The 16,302-nt window shown below is 68.2% G+C and carries 15 protein-coding genes; 10 read left to right on the top strand and 5 right to left on the bottom strand.

Annotated elements, in window-relative coordinates; genetic code table 11:
* Window positions 1-18: 18 nt before the first annotated feature.
* Together G578_RS0109230 and G578_RS25565 are read left to right on the top strand one after the other, a co-directional pair.
* Window positions 19-600: a glutathione S-transferase family protein gene (locus G578_RS0109230; RefSeq protein ID WP_028793987.1), complete on the top strand. Its 582-nt coding sequence runs from the start codon at window positions 19-21 to the stop codon at window positions 598-600.
* Between the two features lie 14 nt (window positions 601-614).
* Window positions 615-1,430 (top strand): ABC transporter ATP-binding protein, encoded by an 816-nt coding sequence (locus tag G578_RS25565; protein WP_084618782.1) that lies wholly within the window; start codon window positions 615-617, stop codon window positions 1,428-1,430.
* Here the strand turns inward: G578_RS25565 and hutI are convergent.
* Entirely contained in the window at window positions 1,396-2,619 is a 1,224-nt protein-coding gene (gene hutI / locus G578_RS0109220; protein ID WP_028793986.1) for an imidazolonepropionase, read from the bottom strand. The two genes, G578_RS25565 and hutI, sit on opposite strands and share 35 nt — an antisense overlap.
* A 125-nt stretch (window positions 2,620-2,744) precedes the next feature.
* Between hutI and G578_RS0109215 the strand changes: the two genes are divergently transcribed.
* The 6 genes from G578_RS0109215 to G578_RS0109190 all read left to right on the top strand — a co-directional run bounded on the left by G578_RS0109215 (window position 2,745) and on the right by G578_RS0109190 (window position 9,465).
* On the top strand, window positions 2,745-3,071 hold the full coding sequence (locus G578_RS0109215; protein ID WP_028793985.1) for a rhodanese-like domain-containing protein: 327 nt from the start codon (window positions 2,745-2,747) through the stop codon (window positions 3,069-3,071).
* A 304-nt stretch (window positions 3,072-3,375) separates the two neighbouring features.
* On the top strand, window positions 3,376-4,128 hold the full coding sequence (locus G578_RS0109210) for a TIGR02186 family protein (protein ID WP_028793984.1): 753 nt from the start codon (window positions 3,376-3,378) through the stop codon (window positions 4,126-4,128).
* Between the two features lie 34 nt (window positions 4,129-4,162).
* On the top strand, window positions 4,163-4,645 hold the full coding sequence (locus G578_RS0109205) for a universal stress protein (protein ID WP_028793983.1): 483 nt from the start codon (window positions 4,163-4,165) through the stop codon (window positions 4,643-4,645).
* 166 nt (window positions 4,646-4,811) lie between these two features.
* Window positions 4,812-7,706 carry a molybdopterin oxidoreductase family protein gene (locus G578_RS0109200; RefSeq protein WP_028793982.1) on the top strand — a complete coding sequence of 965 codons (2,895 nt, stop codon included), beginning with the start codon at window positions 4,812-4,814 and terminating at the stop codon, window positions 7,704-7,706.
* Window positions 7,703-8,503: a 4Fe-4S dicluster domain-containing protein gene (locus tag G578_RS0109195; protein WP_028793981.1), complete on the top strand. Its 801-nt coding sequence runs from the start codon at window positions 7,703-7,705 to the stop codon at window positions 8,501-8,503. The genes G578_RS0109200 and G578_RS0109195 overlap by 4 nt, the downstream gene beginning before the upstream one ends.
* Before the next feature lie 14 nt (window positions 8,504-8,517).
* Entirely contained in the window at window positions 8,518-9,465 is a 948-nt protein-coding gene (locus G578_RS0109190; protein ID WP_028793980.1) for a dimethyl sulfoxide reductase anchor subunit family protein, read from the top strand.
* Between the two features lie 165 nt (window positions 9,466-9,630).
* On the opposite strand, the gene G578_RS0109185 is transcribed toward G578_RS0109190, so the two are convergent.
* Entirely contained in the window at window positions 9,631-10,908 is a 1,278-nt protein-coding gene (locus G578_RS0109185; protein WP_028793979.1) for an MFS transporter, read from the bottom strand.
* Between the two features lie 279 nt (window positions 10,909-11,187).
* On the opposite strand from G578_RS0109185, the gene G578_RS0109180 reads away from it, so the two are divergent.
* Both G578_RS0109180 and G578_RS28310 read left to right on the top strand, forming a co-directional pair.
* Complete coding sequence (locus G578_RS0109180; protein ID WP_028793978.1) at window positions 11,188-11,394, top strand: DUF2842 domain-containing protein; 207 nt, start codon at window positions 11,188-11,190, stop codon at window positions 11,392-11,394.
* Between the two features lie 99 nt (window positions 11,395-11,493).
* Complete coding sequence (locus G578_RS28310; protein ID WP_051244436.1) at window positions 11,494-12,465, top strand: alpha/beta hydrolase family protein; 972 nt, start codon at window positions 11,494-11,496, stop codon at window positions 12,463-12,465.
* Window positions 12,466-12,551: 86 nt separating this feature from the next.
* Here the strand turns inward: G578_RS28310 and pseB are convergent, their stop codons facing one another.
* The 3 genes from pseB to G578_RS0109160 all read right to left on the bottom strand — a co-directional run bounded on the left by pseB (window position 12,552) and on the right by G578_RS0109160 (window position 16,287).
* Complete coding sequence (gene pseB / locus G578_RS0109170) at window positions 12,552-13,568, bottom strand: UDP-N-acetylglucosamine 4,6-dehydratase (inverting) (protein ID WP_028793977.1); 1,017 nt, start codon at window positions 13,566-13,568, stop codon at window positions 12,552-12,554.
* A 98-nt stretch (window positions 13,569-13,666) separates the two neighbouring features.
* Window positions 13,667-14,887 (bottom strand): UDP-4-amino-4,6-dideoxy-N-acetyl-beta-L-altrosamine transaminase, encoded by a 1,221-nt coding sequence (gene pseC, locus G578_RS0109165; protein WP_028793976.1) that lies wholly within the window; start codon window positions 14,885-14,887, stop codon window positions 13,667-13,669.
* Window positions 14,888-14,928: 41 nt separating this feature from the next.
* Window positions 14,929-16,287 (bottom strand): HlyD family type I secretion periplasmic adaptor subunit, encoded by a 1,359-nt coding sequence (locus G578_RS0109160; protein WP_051244434.1) that lies wholly within the window; start codon window positions 16,285-16,287, stop codon window positions 14,929-14,931.
* Window positions 16,288-16,302 lie beyond the last annotated feature (15 nt).

The raw sequence follows: 16,302 nt of genomic DNA, 5'->3' as shown, positions 1-16,302 counted from the left end.
TCCGCCGGAGCCCCGACCATGCGCATTCTCGGTGACACCGCCTCGGGCAACTGCCTGAAGGTCAAATACGCGGCTGACCATCTCGGGCTCCCCTACGCCTGGAGCGATATCGACATCCTGAAGGGCGAAAGCCGGACGCCGGAGTTCCTAGCCCTCCACCCCATGGGCCAGGTACCGGTGATCGTGCTCGACGACGGCCGTGCGCTCGGCCAGTCCAACGCCATCCTGCAGTACCTCGCCGAGGGCACCGCGCTGCTGCCGTCCGACGCCTATGACCGCGCGAGGGTCGCGGAATGGCTGTTCTGGGAGCAGTACAGCCATGAGCCCTACATCGCCGTCTGCCGCTTCCACATGGTCTACAGGGGCCAGCCGAAGGAGACCCGCGAGGCCTGGCGGGTCGAGCGCGGCGAGGCCGCCCTGGATGCCATGGACAGGGTGCTGACCGGCCGCGACTTCCTGGTCGGCGCGGACCTGACCATCGCCGACATCGCGCTGCTGGCCTATACGCGGCTTGCCGGGGAGGGTGGGTTCGACCTCGGCACCAGACCGGCGGTTGGAAACTGGATCGCGCGGTGCGAGGGTGTGCTGAAACTCGATTGACCGGACACTGCCAGATGCCTGCATCGCCCCTTGCCGCCGTCGACCTGCGCGACGTCTCGCATAGTTTCGGCCCGCTCGGTGTGCTCGGTCCGCTCGGGCTGAGCGTGGCGCGCGGCGAGTTCGTCGCCCTGGTGGGGCCGTCCGGCTGCGGCAAGTCAACGCTGCTCCGTCTGGTCGCCGGGCTGGTCGCCCCGACCGGCGGCGGCATCGTCGTCGACGGGACGCCGGTGACCGGCCCCGATCCCAAGCGCGGCATGGTGTTCCAGCAGCCGGCGCTGTTCCCCTGGCTCGATATCGCCGACAATGTCCGCTTCGGCCTGGACGAGCAGGGCGTGCCGAAGGCCGAGGGCAACCGGCGGGTGGCCGATTGGCTGGCCGCCGTCGACATCGCCGATTTCGCCAGGGCCCTGCCGGCCACCCTGTCCGGCGGCATGGCCCAGCGCGCCGCCCTGGCCCGTGCGCTGGCGCCGGAGCCGGACCTGCTGCTGCTGGACGAGCCGTTCGGTGCGCTCGACAGCCTGACCCGGCGCGACATGCAGGCCCTGCTGGAGCGGGTGCGGCAGCGCACCTCGGCGACGGTGATCCTGGTGACCCACGACGTGGAGGAGGCGCTGTTCCTGGCCGACCGGGTGGTGGTGCTGTCGCCGCGTCCGGGCCGGGTGGTGGCCGAGGTGGCCGTGCCCTTCGACCACCCGCGCGACGACGCCCTGCGTCTGTCGCCCGCCTTCATGGAGGCGCGCGGCGCGGTGGAGGCGGCCCTGGCGGCGAGCCGGCCGTCCGCGTCCCAGACGGATGTCAGCCGACGAGAGTCGGAACTCCTGCCCGGATGACGTCCACGCAGGGATTGAAGCCGACCCGGTAGGCCAGCTCGGCCGGTTCCTCGATGTCCCAGATCACGAAATCGGCGGCCTTGCCCACCTCCAGGGTACCCCGCCGGTCGCCGAGACCGAGGGCCCGGGCCGCGTTGCGGGTCACCCCGGCCAGCGCCTCGACCGGCGTCAGCCCGAACAGCACGCAGCCCATGTTCATGGTCGTCAGCAGCGACGTCACCGGCGATGAGCCGGGATTGCTGTCGGTGGCCAGCGCGATCGGCACCCCGGCATCGCGCAGCCGAGCCACCGGCGGCGCCTGGGTCTCGCCCAGCATGTAGAACGCACCCGGCAGCAGCACCGCGACGGTTCCGGCCCCGGCCATCGCCCGCACGCCGGCCGGCGACAGGTACTCCAGATGGTCGGCCGAGAGCGCGCCGTATGCCGCGGCCAGTCCGGCGCCGCCCGTGTCGCTGAGCTGCTCGGCATGCAGCTTGACCGGCAGGTTGAACAGCTTCGCCGCCTCGTAGACCCGCTCAACCTGCTCGGGCGAGAAGGCGATCGTCTCGCAGAAGGCGTCGACCTGGTCGACCAGCCCCTGCTCCACCGCGCCGGGCAGCACCTCGTCGCAGACGAAGTCGATATAGCCGTCGGCATCGCCCTCGAACTCGGGCGGCACCGCATGGGCCCCGAGGAAGGTGGTGATCACCTCGACCGGCGCCTCGCGCTCGATGGCCCGGGCGACGCGCAGCATCTTCAGCTCGGTGTCGAGGTCGAGACCGTATCCCGACTTGATCTCGACCACGGTCACCCCCTCGGCGATCAGCGGCGCCAGCCGCCGCAGGGCCGAGCGCAGGAGCTCCGCCTCGCTGGCCGCACGGGTCGAGGCGACCGTGGCGCGGATGCCGCCGCCGGCACGGGAGATATCGGCGTAGCTGACGCCCGAGAGCCGCTTCTCGAACTCGCCGGCCCGCTGGCCGCCATAGACCAGGTGCGTGTGGCAGTCGATCAGCGCCGGCGTGACCCAGTTCTGTTCGCCCTGGTGCAGCACGGCGGCGAGCTTCTCCACCGGTCCCGGCAGCTCGCCGCGCGGACCGATCCAGGCGATGCGCCCGTCCTTGACGCCGATCGCCGCGTCCTCGATCCGCCCGTACGCACCCGGCGTCGCGCAGGTGGCGATATCAATGTCGATCCAGAGCGCGTCCCACATCTTCCAGCCCCCACCGTCGACAGTCCGGTGAGCCTAAGTCGCCCGCCATCGGCCTGCCAAGGCTTGTGATGACGGCATGTCGGCGCCAGGATGCGCCCGGTTCCCTCCGCAACAAGGAATACCCCATGGCGACGCCCGAATTCATCGATGCCGACACCCTGGCCGCCTGGCTGGCCGACGGCTCCGTCGACCTGATCGACGTGCGCGAAGAGGCGGAGTTCGCCCAGGCGCGCATCCCCGGCTCCCGGCTGATTCCCCTGTCCGGATTCGATCCGGACGCGGTCGAGCTGCCTGCCGACAAGAAGGTCGTGTTCCACTGCAAGAGCGGCGTGCGCTGCGGCCATGCGGCCGACCGGATGATCGCCAACGGCAGCGACCGCCAGTTCTACCGGCTGCAGGGCGGCATCCTGGGCTGGGTCCAGTCCGGCCATACGGTCGAGCCCGGCGCCTGACCGAAAACACCCGAGCTAAGGCCCTCAAATAAATAAACCTTTCAAGACCGGGCGTATGGGTGTAGGGATATTTCGTCGCCCCCCGTCATTCACGGTGGGGCGCGATCTCGTTTGAGCCGGCGGAAACCATCGCCAGAAACGGTCGTCGGCCCAGTCGGACTTCAGTCCTCCACGGATCGGGCGCCTGATGCATCATCTTTCTGCCCCTCGCCGAGCTGTCGGTGATCGAGTTCCCGGTACCGGGGGCGGGCGGATCGATGGGGCCGCGACGGAGCACCCCCGATACAGATGGCGGGTCCGGGCGATGACCGGGCGTATCCTCCTGTTTCTGGCGCTTGCCGCCGGACTGCTCGGCGACATGCCCGCCCGCGCGCAGCAGGATCTGGTCGCCGATCTCAGCGATCACCTGGTCGCCATCACCACCGGCTTCACCGGAGCCGACGTCCTGCTGTTCGGCGCGGTGGAGGGCGAGGGCGAGATCGTCGTCACGGTCACCGGCCCGCGCACCGACGTCACCGTGCGCCGCCAGGAGCGTGTCGCCGGGGTCTGGGCCAACGTGGAAGCGGTGACCTTCGCCAATACGCCCTCCTTCTACGCGGTCGCGTCCACCGAGCCGCTGGAGAACGTCGCGAGCGCCGACATCCGCCAGCGCCAGGAAATCGGGATCGAGAACCTGTTTCTTCGGCCCGAGGATCCGGAGATCGATCCGGGCACGGCGGCGATCTTCCGGGCCGGCCTGATCCGCAACAAGCAGGCCGTCGGCCTGTACGCCGGCGAGGTCCTGCCGATCACCGTGCTGTCCAACCGGCTGTTCCGCACCCGCATCCATCTGCCGGCGAATGTGGTGACCGGCACCTATACGGTCGCCGTCTATTTCCTGCGCGACGGTTCCGCCGTCCACGCCCAGACCACACCGCTGGTGGTCTCCAAGACCGGCATCGGGGCCGATATTTTCCTGTTCGCCCACGGCAACTCCGCCGCCTATGGTGTCCTGGCGATCATCATCGCCATTGCTGCGGGTTGGCTCGCGGCATGGATCGGTCGTAAGGTCGGGTGAGCGATCAGGCTCGTGGGGTCAGGGTCGAGCGGACATGAGCGAGACGTCGGACGACAGTCAACGTGTATTCCTCGTCGTCGTTGACGACAGCGAGGAGCTGAATGTGGCGCTGCGCTTCGCGTGCCAGCGCGCCCGTCACACCGGCGGCCGTCTGGCGCTGTTCCGCAGCGTCGAGCCCGTGGAGTTCCAGCACTGGATGGGCGTGGGCGAACTGATGCGCGAGGAGGCGCGGCAGGAGGCCGAGACGCTGCTCGAGCGGGTCAGCCAGCAGGTCATCGACCTCTCCGGATCGATCCCGGTCGTCTATATCCGCGAGGGGACGGCCCGCGACGAACTGCTGAAGCTGATCGAGGAGGAGCCGACGATCTCCATTCTCGTGCTGGCGGCGGCTCCGAAATCCGACAATCCCGGCCCCCTGGTCAGTCACCTGATGACCAAGGCGGCCTCACGCCTGCGGATACCGATCACGATCGTTCCGGGCTCCCTCACCGACGCCGAGATCGACGCGCTGACCTGAGCGGCGGGCGGCACCGTCCACAGCCGCGGGCAGGCCCGTCGGGATATACATCGGATGCGGGCAGGGCCGGCCGGCGGCAGGCATTTGGGCGCCGGGCCACAGCTTGACCGGCCGTGCCGCGGACTGCGATGCTCCGGTGCCATGCTTTCCCAGCCCGGATGAGGCAATGTTTTCAAATCCCCTGGAGACCGTGAGCGAGGTCGTAGAAACCTCGCCGGCCGTCTCCGATTCAGTCGCCTACACGACCTGCTACATGTGCGCCTGCCGGTGCGGGATCAAGGTTCACCTCAAGGACGGCAAGATCCGTTACATCGAGGGCAACCGAAACCACCCGGTGAACAAGGGCGTGCTCTGCGCCAAGGGGTCCGCCGGGATCATGCAGCACTACTCGCCGGCGCGGCTGACCAAGCCGCTGAAGCGGGTCGGCCCGCGCGGATCGGGCGAGTTCCAGGAGATCGAATGGGAGGAAGCGCTGTCCACCGCCGCCCAATGGCTGGGCGATGTGCGCAAAACCGATCCGCGGAAACTCGCCTTCTTCACCGGGCGCGACCAGTCGCAGTCGCTGACCGGTTGGTGGGCGAGCCAGTTCGGCACTCCGAACCACGCCGCCCATGGCGGGTTCTGTTCGGTCAACATGGCGGCGGCCGGGTTATATACGATCGGCGGCTCGTTCTGGGAGTTCGGCGAGCCGGACTGGGAGCACACCGAATACTTCATGATGTTCGGCGTCGCCGAGGACCATGACAGCAACCCGATCAAGATGGGCCTCGGCACGATCAAGACCCGGGGCGCCAAGTTCGTCTCGGTCAATCCGGTCAAGACCGGCTATTCCGCCATCGCCGACGAGTGGGTCGGCATCCGGCCGGGCACCGACGGCCTGTTCGTCATGGCGCTGATGCACGAGCTGCTGAAGGCACGCCGCGTCGATCTCGACTATCTGGTGCGCTACACCAACGCGCCCTGGCTGGTGATCCAGGATCCGGGTGCCGCCGATCACGGCCTGTTCGCCCGCGATGCCGAGGGCGCGCCACTGTGCTTCGACAAGAAGGCCGGCGCGCTGGCCAACGCCATGACCGCCGAGGTCGCCCCGGCCCTGGTCGGGGAGCACACCCTGGCCGACGGCCGCAAGGCGGTGCCGGCGTTCCAGCTTCTCTACGACCGCTACACCGCCGACGAGTACGCCCCCGACGCGGTGGCCGAGCGCTGCGGCCTCGACGCCGACCGCATCCGGCGCATCGCCGCCGAGCTGGCCCACGCCGCCTTCGAGAAGGAGGTGGTGATCGACCAGCCCTGGACCGACTGGGCCGGACGGCGCCACGAGAAGATGATCGGCCGCCCCGTGGCGATGCACGCCATGCGCGGCATCTCCGCCCATTCCAACGGCTTCCACACCTGCCGCGCGCTGCACCTGCTGCAGTTGCTGCTCGGCTCGATCGATGCGCCGGGCGGCTTCCGCTACAAGCCGCCCTTCCCGCGTCCGGTGCCGCCGCCGCTGAAGCCCGCGGGCAAGGCAGGCCAGATCGAACCCGGCAAACCGATGGCAGGCCCGCCGCTCGGCTTCCCGACCTCGCCGGAAGATCTGCTGGTGGAGGCCGACGGCACGCCGCGCCGCATCGACAAGGCCTATTCCTGGGACGCGCCGGTCGCCGCCCATGGCATGATGCACATGGTGATCCAGAACGCCTGGGCCGGTGATCCGTACCCGATCGACGTGCTGTTCATGTACATGGCGAACATGAGCTGGAACTCGTCGATGAATTCGTCGGGCACCATGAAGATGCTGACGGACAAGGATCCGCAGACCGGCGAATACAAGATCCCGAAGATCATCTACTCCGACGCCTATGCCTCGGAGATGGTGTCCTATGCCGACCTGATCCTGCCGGACACCACGTATCTGGAGCGCTGGGACTGCATCTCCCTGCTCGATCGGCCGATCTGCGATGCCGACGGGGCGGCGGACTCGATCCGCCAGCCGGTGGTGCAGCCGGATCGCGACGTGCGACCGTTCCAGGACGCGCTGATCGAGATCGGCGTGCGCCTCGGCCTGCCCGGCCTGACCAAGGATGACGGCACGGCGAAATATCCCGGCGGCTATCCGGACTACCTGGCCAACCACGAGCGCGCGCCCGGCGTCGGCCCGCTCGCCGGCTTCCGCGGGGTCGACGGCACCAAGGAAGGCAAGGGCGAGCCGAACCCGGACCAGCTCCAGCGCTATGTCGACAATCAGTGCTTCTGGCGCCACGAGTTCGCGCCGTCGGAGCGCTACTTCAAGCACGCCAACAAGGAGTATCTGGAGAAGGCGGTGTCGCTCGGCCTGATCGGGGCGGCCAACCCGATCATCCACCAGATCTATTCCGAGCCGCTGCAGACCTTCCGCCTCGCCGCCGAGGGCCATGGCCCCGTGGTGCCGCCGGAACACCACCGCGAGCGGGTGAAGACCTATTTCGATCCCCTGCCGTTCTGGTACGCGCCGTTCGAGGGCGAGATGCTTGACGAACAGGACAGCTTCCCGATGCACGCCATCACCCAGCGCCCGGCCGCCATGTATCACTCCTGGGGCTCGATGAACGCCTGGCTGCGGCAGATCCACGGCCTGAACCGGCTGTACATGAGCCGGCAGCGGGCCACCGAGATGGGCATCGGCGAGGACGACTGGGTCCATGTGACCTCCCACCACGGCCGCATCAAGGCGCAGGTTCAGCTCATGGAAGGCGTGAACCCGGACACCGTTTGGACCTGGAACGCCATCGGCAAGCGCAAGGGTGCCTGGGGCCTCGACCCCAAGGCACCGGAGGCCAACAAGGGTTTCCTGCTAAACCATCTGATCTCCGAGCTGCTGCCGCCCAAGGGGGGAGGATACCGCTACGCCAATGCCGACCCGGTCACCGGCCAGGCCGCCTGGTACGACCTGCGGGTCCGTATCGAGCGGGCCGAGGCCGACGCGCCGGGTAGCGAGGCCGAGCCGCGCTTCGCCCCGCTGCCCAAACCGCCGGGCGGCAAAGCGGGTCCCGGCACCCTGCGCTACGGCGCCAAGATCAAAGGGGAGGCCGCGGAATGACCTCGCTTCCCACCAAAGCGCCGACGAAGAAGCTCGGCCTCGTCATCGACCTGGACATCTGTGTGGGCTGTCATGCCTGCGCGGTGAACTGCAAGGAATGGAACTCGGGCGGACACTCCGCGCCGATGACCGACTGGAACGCCTATTCCGGCACCGAGAGCGAGGACGGCGACGATGCCGGCGCCTGGGGCGTGTGGTTCAACCGGGTCCACACCTACGAGGTCGGCGACGCGCCGGAGAGCCGCACCGTCCACTTCCCGCGCTCCTGCCTGCACTGCGAGGAGCCGGCCTGCGTCACCGTCTGCCCGACGGGGGCGAGCTACAAGCGCGAGGAGGACGGCATCGTCCTCGTCAACCCGGACACCTGCATCGGCTGCAAGCTGTGCTCCTGGGCCTGTCCGTACGGCGCGCGCGAGTACGACTACACCGACGGGGTGATGAAGAAATGCACCCTGTGCATCGACAAGATCTACAACGAGAATCTGGAAGAGGTTGATCGGGTGCCGGCCTGTGTCTCGACCTGCCCTGCCAGCGCGCGTCATTTCGGCGATCTCGGCGATCCCGGCAGTGCGGTCTCCAAGCTCGTGTCCGAGCGCGGCGGCTACGACCTGATGCCGGAGATGGGCTACAAGCCGACCAACAAGTACCTGCCGCCGCGTCCGCGCAAGACCAACGCCGGCGACACCGGCGCGCCGACGAAGCTGGAAGCGCTGGCCGCCGAGGCCGCCGACGCCGTGCCGTCCAACGCCGGAGGCAACGGCTTCCTGGCGTGGGTCGACGCCATGCTGTCGCGCTGAGGGAGGGACCAGAGATGCATCCCGCTTCCTCCGTCATCTTCTTCACCACCGCGTCCGGTGCCGGCTACGGCCTGCTGTTCCTGATGGGCCTCGCCGGTGCCGCCGGTCTGATGCCCGCCGGGCTGTGGTCCGGGCTGGTCGGCTTCGCCCTCGCCTTCGGACTGATCACCGCCGGCCTGCTCGCCTCCACCTTCCATCTCGGCCACCCCGAGCGGGCCTGGCGGGCGATGTCCCAGTGGCGCTCCTCCTGGCTGTCGCGCGAGGGCATGGCTGCGATCGTGACCTACCTGCCGGCCGGCATCTACGCGCTCGGCTGGATCTTCGCCGGCGAGGCCCGCGGGTTCTGGGGTGTGTTCGGCATCCTGGCCAGCGCCGGCGCGGTCGTCACCGTGGTGTGCACCGGCATGATCTACGCCTCGCTGCGGACGATCCGCCAGTGGCACCACCCGCTGGTGCTGCCCGGCTACCTGCTGTTCTCGCTCTATACCGGCGGGCTGTGGATGGCGGTACTGGTCTGTGCCTTCGGCGGCGACGTCACGTTTCTGATCTGGACGACCATCGTCGCCGGCGCGGCCGCGGCGGCAGTAAAATGGACCTACTGGTCGAAGATCGACACCGATGCCCCGGTCACCACGGCGGGCACGGCCACCGGTCTCGGTCATCTCGGGAAAGTCCGGATGCTGGACGGCCCCTCCACCTCGAAGAATTTCGTCATGCGCGAGATGGGCTACCGGGTCGCCCGCAAGCACGTCCACAAGCTGCGGATGATCGCCGCCGTCGCAGGCCTGGTGGTTCCCTTCGCCCTGCTGATGGTGGCGGGGATCATGGGGACGGCCGGCGGCTGGATACCGGCCCTGCTGGCCGCCCTGTGCGGCTCGCTCGGGGTGGTCGTGGAACGCTGGCTGTTCTTCGCCCAGGCGACCCACGTGGTGACGACCTACTACGGCGCGGAAGCGGCTTAGGGCACCTCCTTCCACAAACATCCTCACGTCTTCCCGGCCTTGCGCCGGGACCGAGGGCGCCGTCTGCTGGAGCGCCGAAGAACGATCGCCGGCGCTCCTACGCCCGGATGGCTGGGTCCCGGCGCGAGGCCGGGAAGACGCTCATTTGCGTTCAGGGCGTATCCCTCACCCCGCGGCCGGGGTCGGCTTCGGATCGTCCCCGCCGGTCTCCTCCTCCGGCTCCCAGCGCGGATCGAGCTCGGCGGCCATCGGCGTGGTCCGGGAGACCGAGACCCACGGCCCCTGCTCCTCCACCGGCAGGGCGGTGCGCTGCACCATCCGCCAGACGGTGAACAGGGCGAGCAACCCGGCGGTCAGCGCGCCGAAGCCATAATAGCCCCAGTTGCCGACCCACTGCATCGCCGAGGTGGCGGCGATCGGCCCGGCGACCGCGCCGATGCCGAAGGCCAGCAGCAACCCGGCGCTCGCCGCCACCAGGTCGGTCGACTCCACGTAGTCGTTGGTATGGGCGATGGCGAGCGAATACACGGTCATGCACAGTCCGCCATAGAGCCCGGCCATGGTCACAAAGACCCAGAAGCCGGGGAACGGCAGGAAGGCAAGCAGCAGCCCGAGCACCGCGGACAGCATCAGGGTTCCCGCGATCACCGTGCGCCGGTCCATCAGGTCGGACATCTTGCCCACCGGCCACTGCATGACCAACCCGCCCCCCAGCACGGCGGAGACGAAGATCGCCACCTCCGGCACCGAGAAGCCGATCGCCGTGGCATAGACCGAGGACGCGCCGAACAGCGCACCGCTCAGGATGCCGCTGCCGAAGCTGGCGACCATGCCCAGCGGCGAGATCCGGTAGAGCTGGCGGAAGCTCAACGCCGAGCGGGTGACCGAGGACGACGCCGCCGAGCGCGACAGGGTCAGCGGCACCAGGGCCAGGCTGAACAGGATCGACACCAGCGCATAGAGGATGAAGCTCGACGGCGGCGCCAGGTTCAGCAGGAACTGGGCACCGGTCATCGCCAGGTACTGGGCCACCATGTATATCGAGAGCAGCGAGCCGCGCTGGTTGTTGCTGGCGGCCCCGTTGAGCCAGGATTCCGCGACCATGTAGGCACCGGCCACGCAGACCCCGTAGATCACCCGCAGGATGAACCAGTACCAGGGGTCAACATAGAAGGCGTGGGAGATGGACGCCGCCGACATGATCGACACCAGGGCGGCGAAGGTGCGCACATGCCCGACCTGCTCGATGATCCGCGGCACGGCGAGACAGCCCAGCACCATGCCGACGAAATACCCGGACATGACGAGACCGGCGACCTGGGAGTTGATCTCCGGCTCCATCCCGAGCCGCACGCCCAGCAATGATGAGAACATCCCGTTGGCCATCTGCAGCAGGACCACGCTGAGCAGCAGGGCGACCACGGCGGGGGAGAGGGCGGGCATGGGCGTGGCCTTTCCGGGATGGACCGCGCCGTAAGTCGGGGCGCGGGTCGGGTCTGGCAGGGCGGCCGAGCTCGACCGGCAGTGGGGCGCCTGTGTTCCAGACGTCTGAGGAGGTCTCTCAGCCGCGCGTCAGAGTCAATGCTCCGGTAGAGTCAATGCTCCGGTGCGGGTAGCATGGGATTATGACAGACGCTCTCTCAGGAGCGACAGATCCGGCGAAATCGGGAGGGTTTAGGAGCAACGCTTGCCGTCTCCCGTCCGCCGCGCTATGTCGCGGCCATGCGCTGGAGATCCCCCCTTGCCGGCCTGGCGATCATCGCCGGGCTCGTGCTTTACGTCGTCGCCGTGGTCACGCTCGCCGAATTGGTGCCGGACCATGTGCTGGCCGAGACGCTCTACTACGTCGTGACCGGAATCGTCTGGATCTGGCCTGCGGTCTCCGTCATCGGCTGGGCACGTAAGGATGACGGCTCCCAGCAAGGCTGAGAATTTCTTCTTGTCCCCTACCGACACTCGCATACAACGAAAAAATCGGGAACAATCCCCGAACCGCCATCGCCGCATGGCCTCCGGAGGACCCCGCCGATGCCGCGCCTCTTCTGCCTTCTGTGGGCCGTGCTGTCCCTGGCCGGCTGCGTCACGCCGGTCATGCGCAATGCCGACACGATGGAGCCGCAGCGCATGCTGTCCGGCAGCGTGATGGACCGGGAAGCCTGCACCGCCGCCGACGAGGCCTGGGCCGGCGCCGGGACGGTCTGGGTTGCCCTCGATCCCGACTGGGACCCGCAGGATGGGACCTGTATCCGCTATGTCCTGGCCGGGCTCGACAGCGCCGCCAATCCGATCGTGTCGGTACATTTCCACGGCGATGTGATGTGGCAGTACCTGGATGGCCGCAGCGGCTGGTTCAGCGGCTATGAAACCCTCACGCCCGGGACCCTGAAGGCCTTCGCAATACGCGAGAACCAGACGTATGGCCTGCCCTATCTCCGGGTCTCCCGCCCCGGGACCTATGGGTCCTCCGGCTTTCACAAGCAGCGTCGGCGGCCGCGAGAAGCCGACATCCTCGACGCCGCCCTGGATATCCTGAAGGCCCGTTACCGGATCGACCGGTTGGCCGTCAGCGGCCAGTCGGGCGGCGGGCATGTGGTCGCCTCCCTGCTGACCCGGCGCGACGATATCGACTGCGCGGTGATCACCTCGGGCGTCGTGTCCGTCGCCCAGCGCGCGCGCCATCACGGTTGGGATCGGGACATCACCGGATACCGGGACTACTTCGACCCAATCGAGCACGTGTCCGAGATCCTGCCCGACCCGCGCCGCCGCATCGTCGTGGTCGGCGATCCGCGCGACCGCAACACGCCGTTCTTCACCCAGCAGGACTATGCACAGGCGGTGGCGGCCGCCGGCCATGAGGTGGCCCTGATCCGTGCCGAGGGCGCGGGCAAATCATTCCACGGCCTCGGTCTGACCGGGTTCAAGGTGGTGCAGTGGTGCGTGGACGGGGTGTCGTCGACCGAGATCCAGGCGCGGTTGCCGATCCCGCCGGAGGATTGAGGGCGGATTTCCGCTCCTTCCTGCCACTCCACGCACTCCCCGGATTAAATACAGGGAGAGCGGAGGGCGGTCAGAGGAGTACGCCCCTAGACCACCTCGACCATACCCTCAAGATCGCTTGCCGACAGCCATTCGTCGTTGCTGTCGCTGGCATAGCGGAACTCCGGGTCGACGGGCTTCGCGCCCGCCCTGGTCCAGATCGCGCGCGGGCCGTCGGTGAAGGCCGGCAGGATGATGTAGCGGTCGTCGATCTCCACCGTGGTGCGGGCGTCGTCCTCCGGCACCATGACCTCGTGCAGCTTCTCGCCGGGGCGGATGCCGACCACCTTGTGCGGGAGGCCCGGGCCGAGGCAGGAGGCGACGTCGACGATCTTCATCGACGCGATCTTCGGCACGAAGATCTCCCCGCCCTTCATCATCTCCAGGCTGCTGAGCACGAAGTTCACGCCCTGCTGCAGGGTGATCCAGAACCGGGTCATCCGGTCGTCGGTGATCGGCAGATGGTCCTTCTTGTCGGCGATGAGCTGCTTGAAGAACGGGATCACGCTGCCGCGCGAGCCGATCACGTTGCCATAGCGCACCACCGAGAAGATGCAGCCTCCGGCCCCCGACAGATTGTTGGCGGCGATGAAGATCTTGTCCGAGGCGAGCTTGGTGGCGCCATACAGGTTGATCGGGTTGGCCGCCTTGTCGGTGGAGAGCGCGATCACCCGCTTCACGTTGCTGCGGATCGCCGCTTTGACGATGTTCTCAGCACCGTGGATGTTGGTCATCACGCATTCGAACGGGTTGTACTCGGCCGTCGGCACGTGCTTGATCGCGGCGGCGTGGATCACGTAGTCGACGTCGCGCATGGCCATCTCCAGCCGGTCCACGTCGCGCACATCGCCGAGGAAGTAGCGCATCTCCGGATGCTTCTCGACCGGGATCTCGAGGCCCATCTCGTACTGCTTCTGCTCGTCGCGGGAGAAGACGATGCAGCGCCGCGTCTTGAAGTTCGCCAGCACGGTCCGGATGAACTGCTTGCCGAACGACCCGGTGCCGCCGGTGACCAGCACCGTCTTGCCGTTCAAATCGATGAAGTTCTGATCGAACTGCCGCATGCGGCCCTCCCGCCTCGATCCCGCACCCTATCCCCTTCAGGGGAAGCGCGAATCACCCCGTATTGTCCCGCTCAGCGGCCCCGGCGGCAAGTTGGGCGTCACACGGCGCCATCGCCGATGTCGCCGCCGTTTCCGACGGCGCGCCTCAGCGCCGAGACGACATGCTCCACATCCGCGTCCGCCATCGCCGGGAACAGCGGCAGGGACAGGCAGCGGGCGTAGTAGCGGTCGGCGCCCGGTAGCTCCGGGCTCGGGGCGGTCTTGCGGTAATAGGGCTGGCGGTGGACCGGGTGGTAATGGACCTGGGTTCCCACCCCGTCGTCGCGCAGCCGGCGCATGACGGTGCCGCGCTCCACCTCCAGGGCTGCGAAGTCGATCAGCGCCACCGACAGGTGCCAGGACGGATCGCAGCCCGGCGCCACCGGCAGGGCCCGGACATGCGGTCCGCACCGCGCCAGGGCCGCCTGGTAGAGACCGCGCAGATGACGGCGGCGCTCGACAAAGCCGGCCAGCCGGCCGACCTGGGACAGGCCGAGGGCGGCATGGATGTCGGAGAGCCGGTAGTTGTATCCCGGCTCCGGCATCTCGTAGTACCAGGGGTTCGGCTCTCCCGACGCGTCGAATCCGGCCTCGCGGTCGGCGAACCGGGCCGGGTCGCGGACCATGCCGTGGTTGCGGTAGCGGCGCATGCGTTCGTCCAGTACCGGGTCGCGGGTGCAGAGCACCCCGCCCTCGCCGCTCGCCACGGTCTTGACCGGGTGGGTGGAGAACATGGCGATGGCGGACCGGGTGCAGGCCCCGACCGTCTCCCCGCCATTCGTCGCCCCGAGTGCGTGGCAGGCATCCTCGACGATCGGGATCTCCGGAAACGCCTTCGCCAGGCCCGCCACGTCGACGCAGTGGCCGTTCAGGTGGACGGCGACGATCGCCTTCACCCGCTCCCGGCCGGCCCGCGCCACCGCCTCGGCGATCGCCTCGAGCGTGGTCAGCCCGGTCTCCGGGTCCACATCGGCGAAGACAGGCTGCGCCCCGACATAGACCGCGCAGTTGGCGCTGGCGAGGAAGGTCACCGTCGGGACCACCACCGCGTCGCCCGGGCCGACCCCCAGCGCCATCATCGCGAGGTGCAGGCCGGCGGTCCCGCTGGAACAGGCGACGGCGAAGGGCGCGGCGACGGCGGCGGCGAAGGCCGTCTCGAAGGCGTCGACCGTCGGGCCGGTGGTCAGAAAGTCGCCGCGCAGCACCTCCGCCACCGCCGCGATATCGGCCTCGTCGATGCACTGGCGGCCGTAGGGCAGGAAGGGCGGCGGAACGCTCATCGGGTTATTGCTCCCGCAGGGGGGTCATTGCTCTGAGGGGGTCATTGCTCGCGCAGGGCGGTCTCCAGCGACCGGGTCAGCGGCGAGATCAGGTATTCCAGCAGCGTCTGGTCGCCGGTGGAGATGATCACCATCGCCTGCATGCCCGGGACCAGCTCCACGCCGTGCTGGCGCATCATCTCTTTGCTCAGCCGGACGCGGGCCTCGTAATAGGGCTGGCCACCCTCCTGGGCCTGCATCACATCGGGGGAGATGTCGATCACCCGGCCGTCGATCGGCTTGGCGGTACGCTGGCTGTACGCGGTCAGGCGGACGGTGGCGGGAGCGCCGACCTGAACCACGTCGATATCCGTTGGCTGAAGCTGGGCACGGACGATCAACTCGTCGTTCTCCGGCGCGATGTTCATCAGCGGTTCGGCCGGCCCGATCACCCCGCCCTCGGTATGGAAGCGCAGCCCGTAGACCTTGCCGCCGATCGGCGCGCGCACCGTGTTGCGGGCGATCGAATCGTCGGCCGAAACGAGTTGCTCGCGCAAATCGCGCAGCTGGGTCTGCGTCTCTCGCAGATCGGTTTCGATGTCCGAGCGGTTCTGCTCCCGCAGGGTCAGCCGCTGGTATTCCGTCTCGGCAATGGTCTGTTCCGCGCGGGCCATCAGAGCTTCGCGGTTATCGATCGACCCCTGCAGGGCGGCCTGCTCGCGTTGTAGGGCCAACAGGCGCGGCTTGCGCTCCAGCCCCTTCTCGAACAGCTCGCGCACGCCCGAGATCTCTTCCTCGATGATGGCGAGCTGGCGGATATCCGAGCGTTGCTGCGCCTTGAGGGCAACAATCTCCTCGCGACTCTTGGCCACCCGCTTGTCGAGCAGCCCCTGCTGCCCTTCGAACGCGGCACCGCGCCCCTCGAACAGGCGGCGTTCGCCTTCCAGGATGGACTGGACATACGGGTCGTCGGATTTGCTCGTGAGCGCGTCGGGGAAGTCGACCGTCGGCAGATCGTCCCGTTCGGCGATCAGGCGGGCCTCCTCGCCCATCAGCGCAAACATGCGCTGGACCAGCCGGCCCTGATTGACCGTGGCCTGGGTGCCCTGGAGGACCATCAGGACATCGCCCTCCCGGACCGTGTCGCCCTCCCGGACACGGATCTCCTTGATGATCCCGCCTTCCAGATGCTGCACGACCTTCTGGCTGCCCGCGACCTGGACCTGACCGGTGGCGATGGCGCCCGATCCCAACGGCGCGAAGGCCGCCCAGACGCCGAACACCCCGAAGAACAGGAACAGGATCGCGTACCCGACCCACAGGACGAAGCGCCAGGACATGGGGTTGCGCTCGGTATCGTGGCCCAGCGGGTCGTCCCACCGGGTCAGGTCCCTCGACTCCTCGCTACGCACCATCGCCATGACGTCGCTCCTCGC

The organism is Thalassobaculum salexigens DSM 19539 (genome assembly GCF_000423805.1).
Taxonomy (GTDB): domain Bacteria; phylum Pseudomonadota; class Alphaproteobacteria; order Thalassobaculales; family Thalassobaculaceae; genus Thalassobaculum; species Thalassobaculum litoreum.
Note: the sequence above shows the minus strand (reverse complement) of the source record. Positions and strands in the feature narration are given on the sequence as shown.

Coding starts and splice junctions, on each gene's coding strand:
- G578_RS28310 (WP_051244436.1), top strand. CDS start 11,494: ATGCCGCGCCTCTTCTGCCTTCTGTGGGCCGTGCTGTCCCTGGCCGGC.
- hutI (WP_028793986.1), bottom strand. CDS start 2,619: ATGTGGGACGCGCTCTGGATCGACATTGATATCGCCACCTGCGCGACG.
- G578_RS0109185 (WP_028793979.1), bottom strand. CDS start 10,908: ATGCCCGCCCTCTCCCCCGCCGTGGTCGCCCTGCTGCTCAGCGTGGTC.
- pseB (WP_028793977.1), bottom strand. CDS start 13,568: ATGCGGCAGTTCGATCAGAACTTCATCGATTTGAACGGCAAGACGGTG.
- G578_RS0109200 (WP_028793982.1), top strand. CDS start 4,812: ATGTTTTCAAATCCCCTGGAGACCGTGAGCGAGGTCGTAGAAACCTCG.
- G578_RS0109195 (WP_028793981.1), top strand. CDS start 7,703: ATGACCTCGCTTCCCACCAAAGCGCCGACGAAGAAGCTCGGCCTCGTC.
- G578_RS0109160 (WP_051244434.1), bottom strand. CDS start 16,287: ATGGCGATGGTGCGTAGCGAGGAGTCGAGGGACCTGACCCGGTGGGAC.
- G578_RS0109190 (WP_028793980.1), top strand. CDS start 8,518: ATGCATCCCGCTTCCTCCGTCATCTTCTTCACCACCGCGTCCGGTGCC.
- G578_RS0109205 (WP_028793983.1), top strand. CDS start 4,163: ATGAGCGAGACGTCGGACGACAGTCAACGTGTATTCCTCGTCGTCGTT.
- pseC (WP_028793976.1), bottom strand. CDS start 14,887: ATGAGCGTTCCGCCGCCCTTCCTGCCCTACGGCCGCCAGTGCATCGAC.
- G578_RS25565 (WP_084618782.1), top strand. CDS start 615: ATGCCTGCATCGCCCCTTGCCGCCGTCGACCTGCGCGACGTCTCGCAT.
- G578_RS0109230 (WP_028793987.1), top strand. CDS start 19: ATGCGCATTCTCGGTGACACCGCCTCGGGCAACTGCCTGAAGGTCAAA.
- G578_RS0109215 (WP_028793985.1), top strand. CDS start 2,745: ATGGCGACGCCCGAATTCATCGATGCCGACACCCTGGCCGCCTGGCTG.
- G578_RS0109210 (WP_028793984.1), top strand. CDS start 3,376: ATGACCGGGCGTATCCTCCTGTTTCTGGCGCTTGCCGCCGGACTGCTC.
- G578_RS0109180 (WP_028793978.1), top strand. CDS start 11,188: ATGCGCTGGAGATCCCCCCTTGCCGGCCTGGCGATCATCGCCGGGCTC.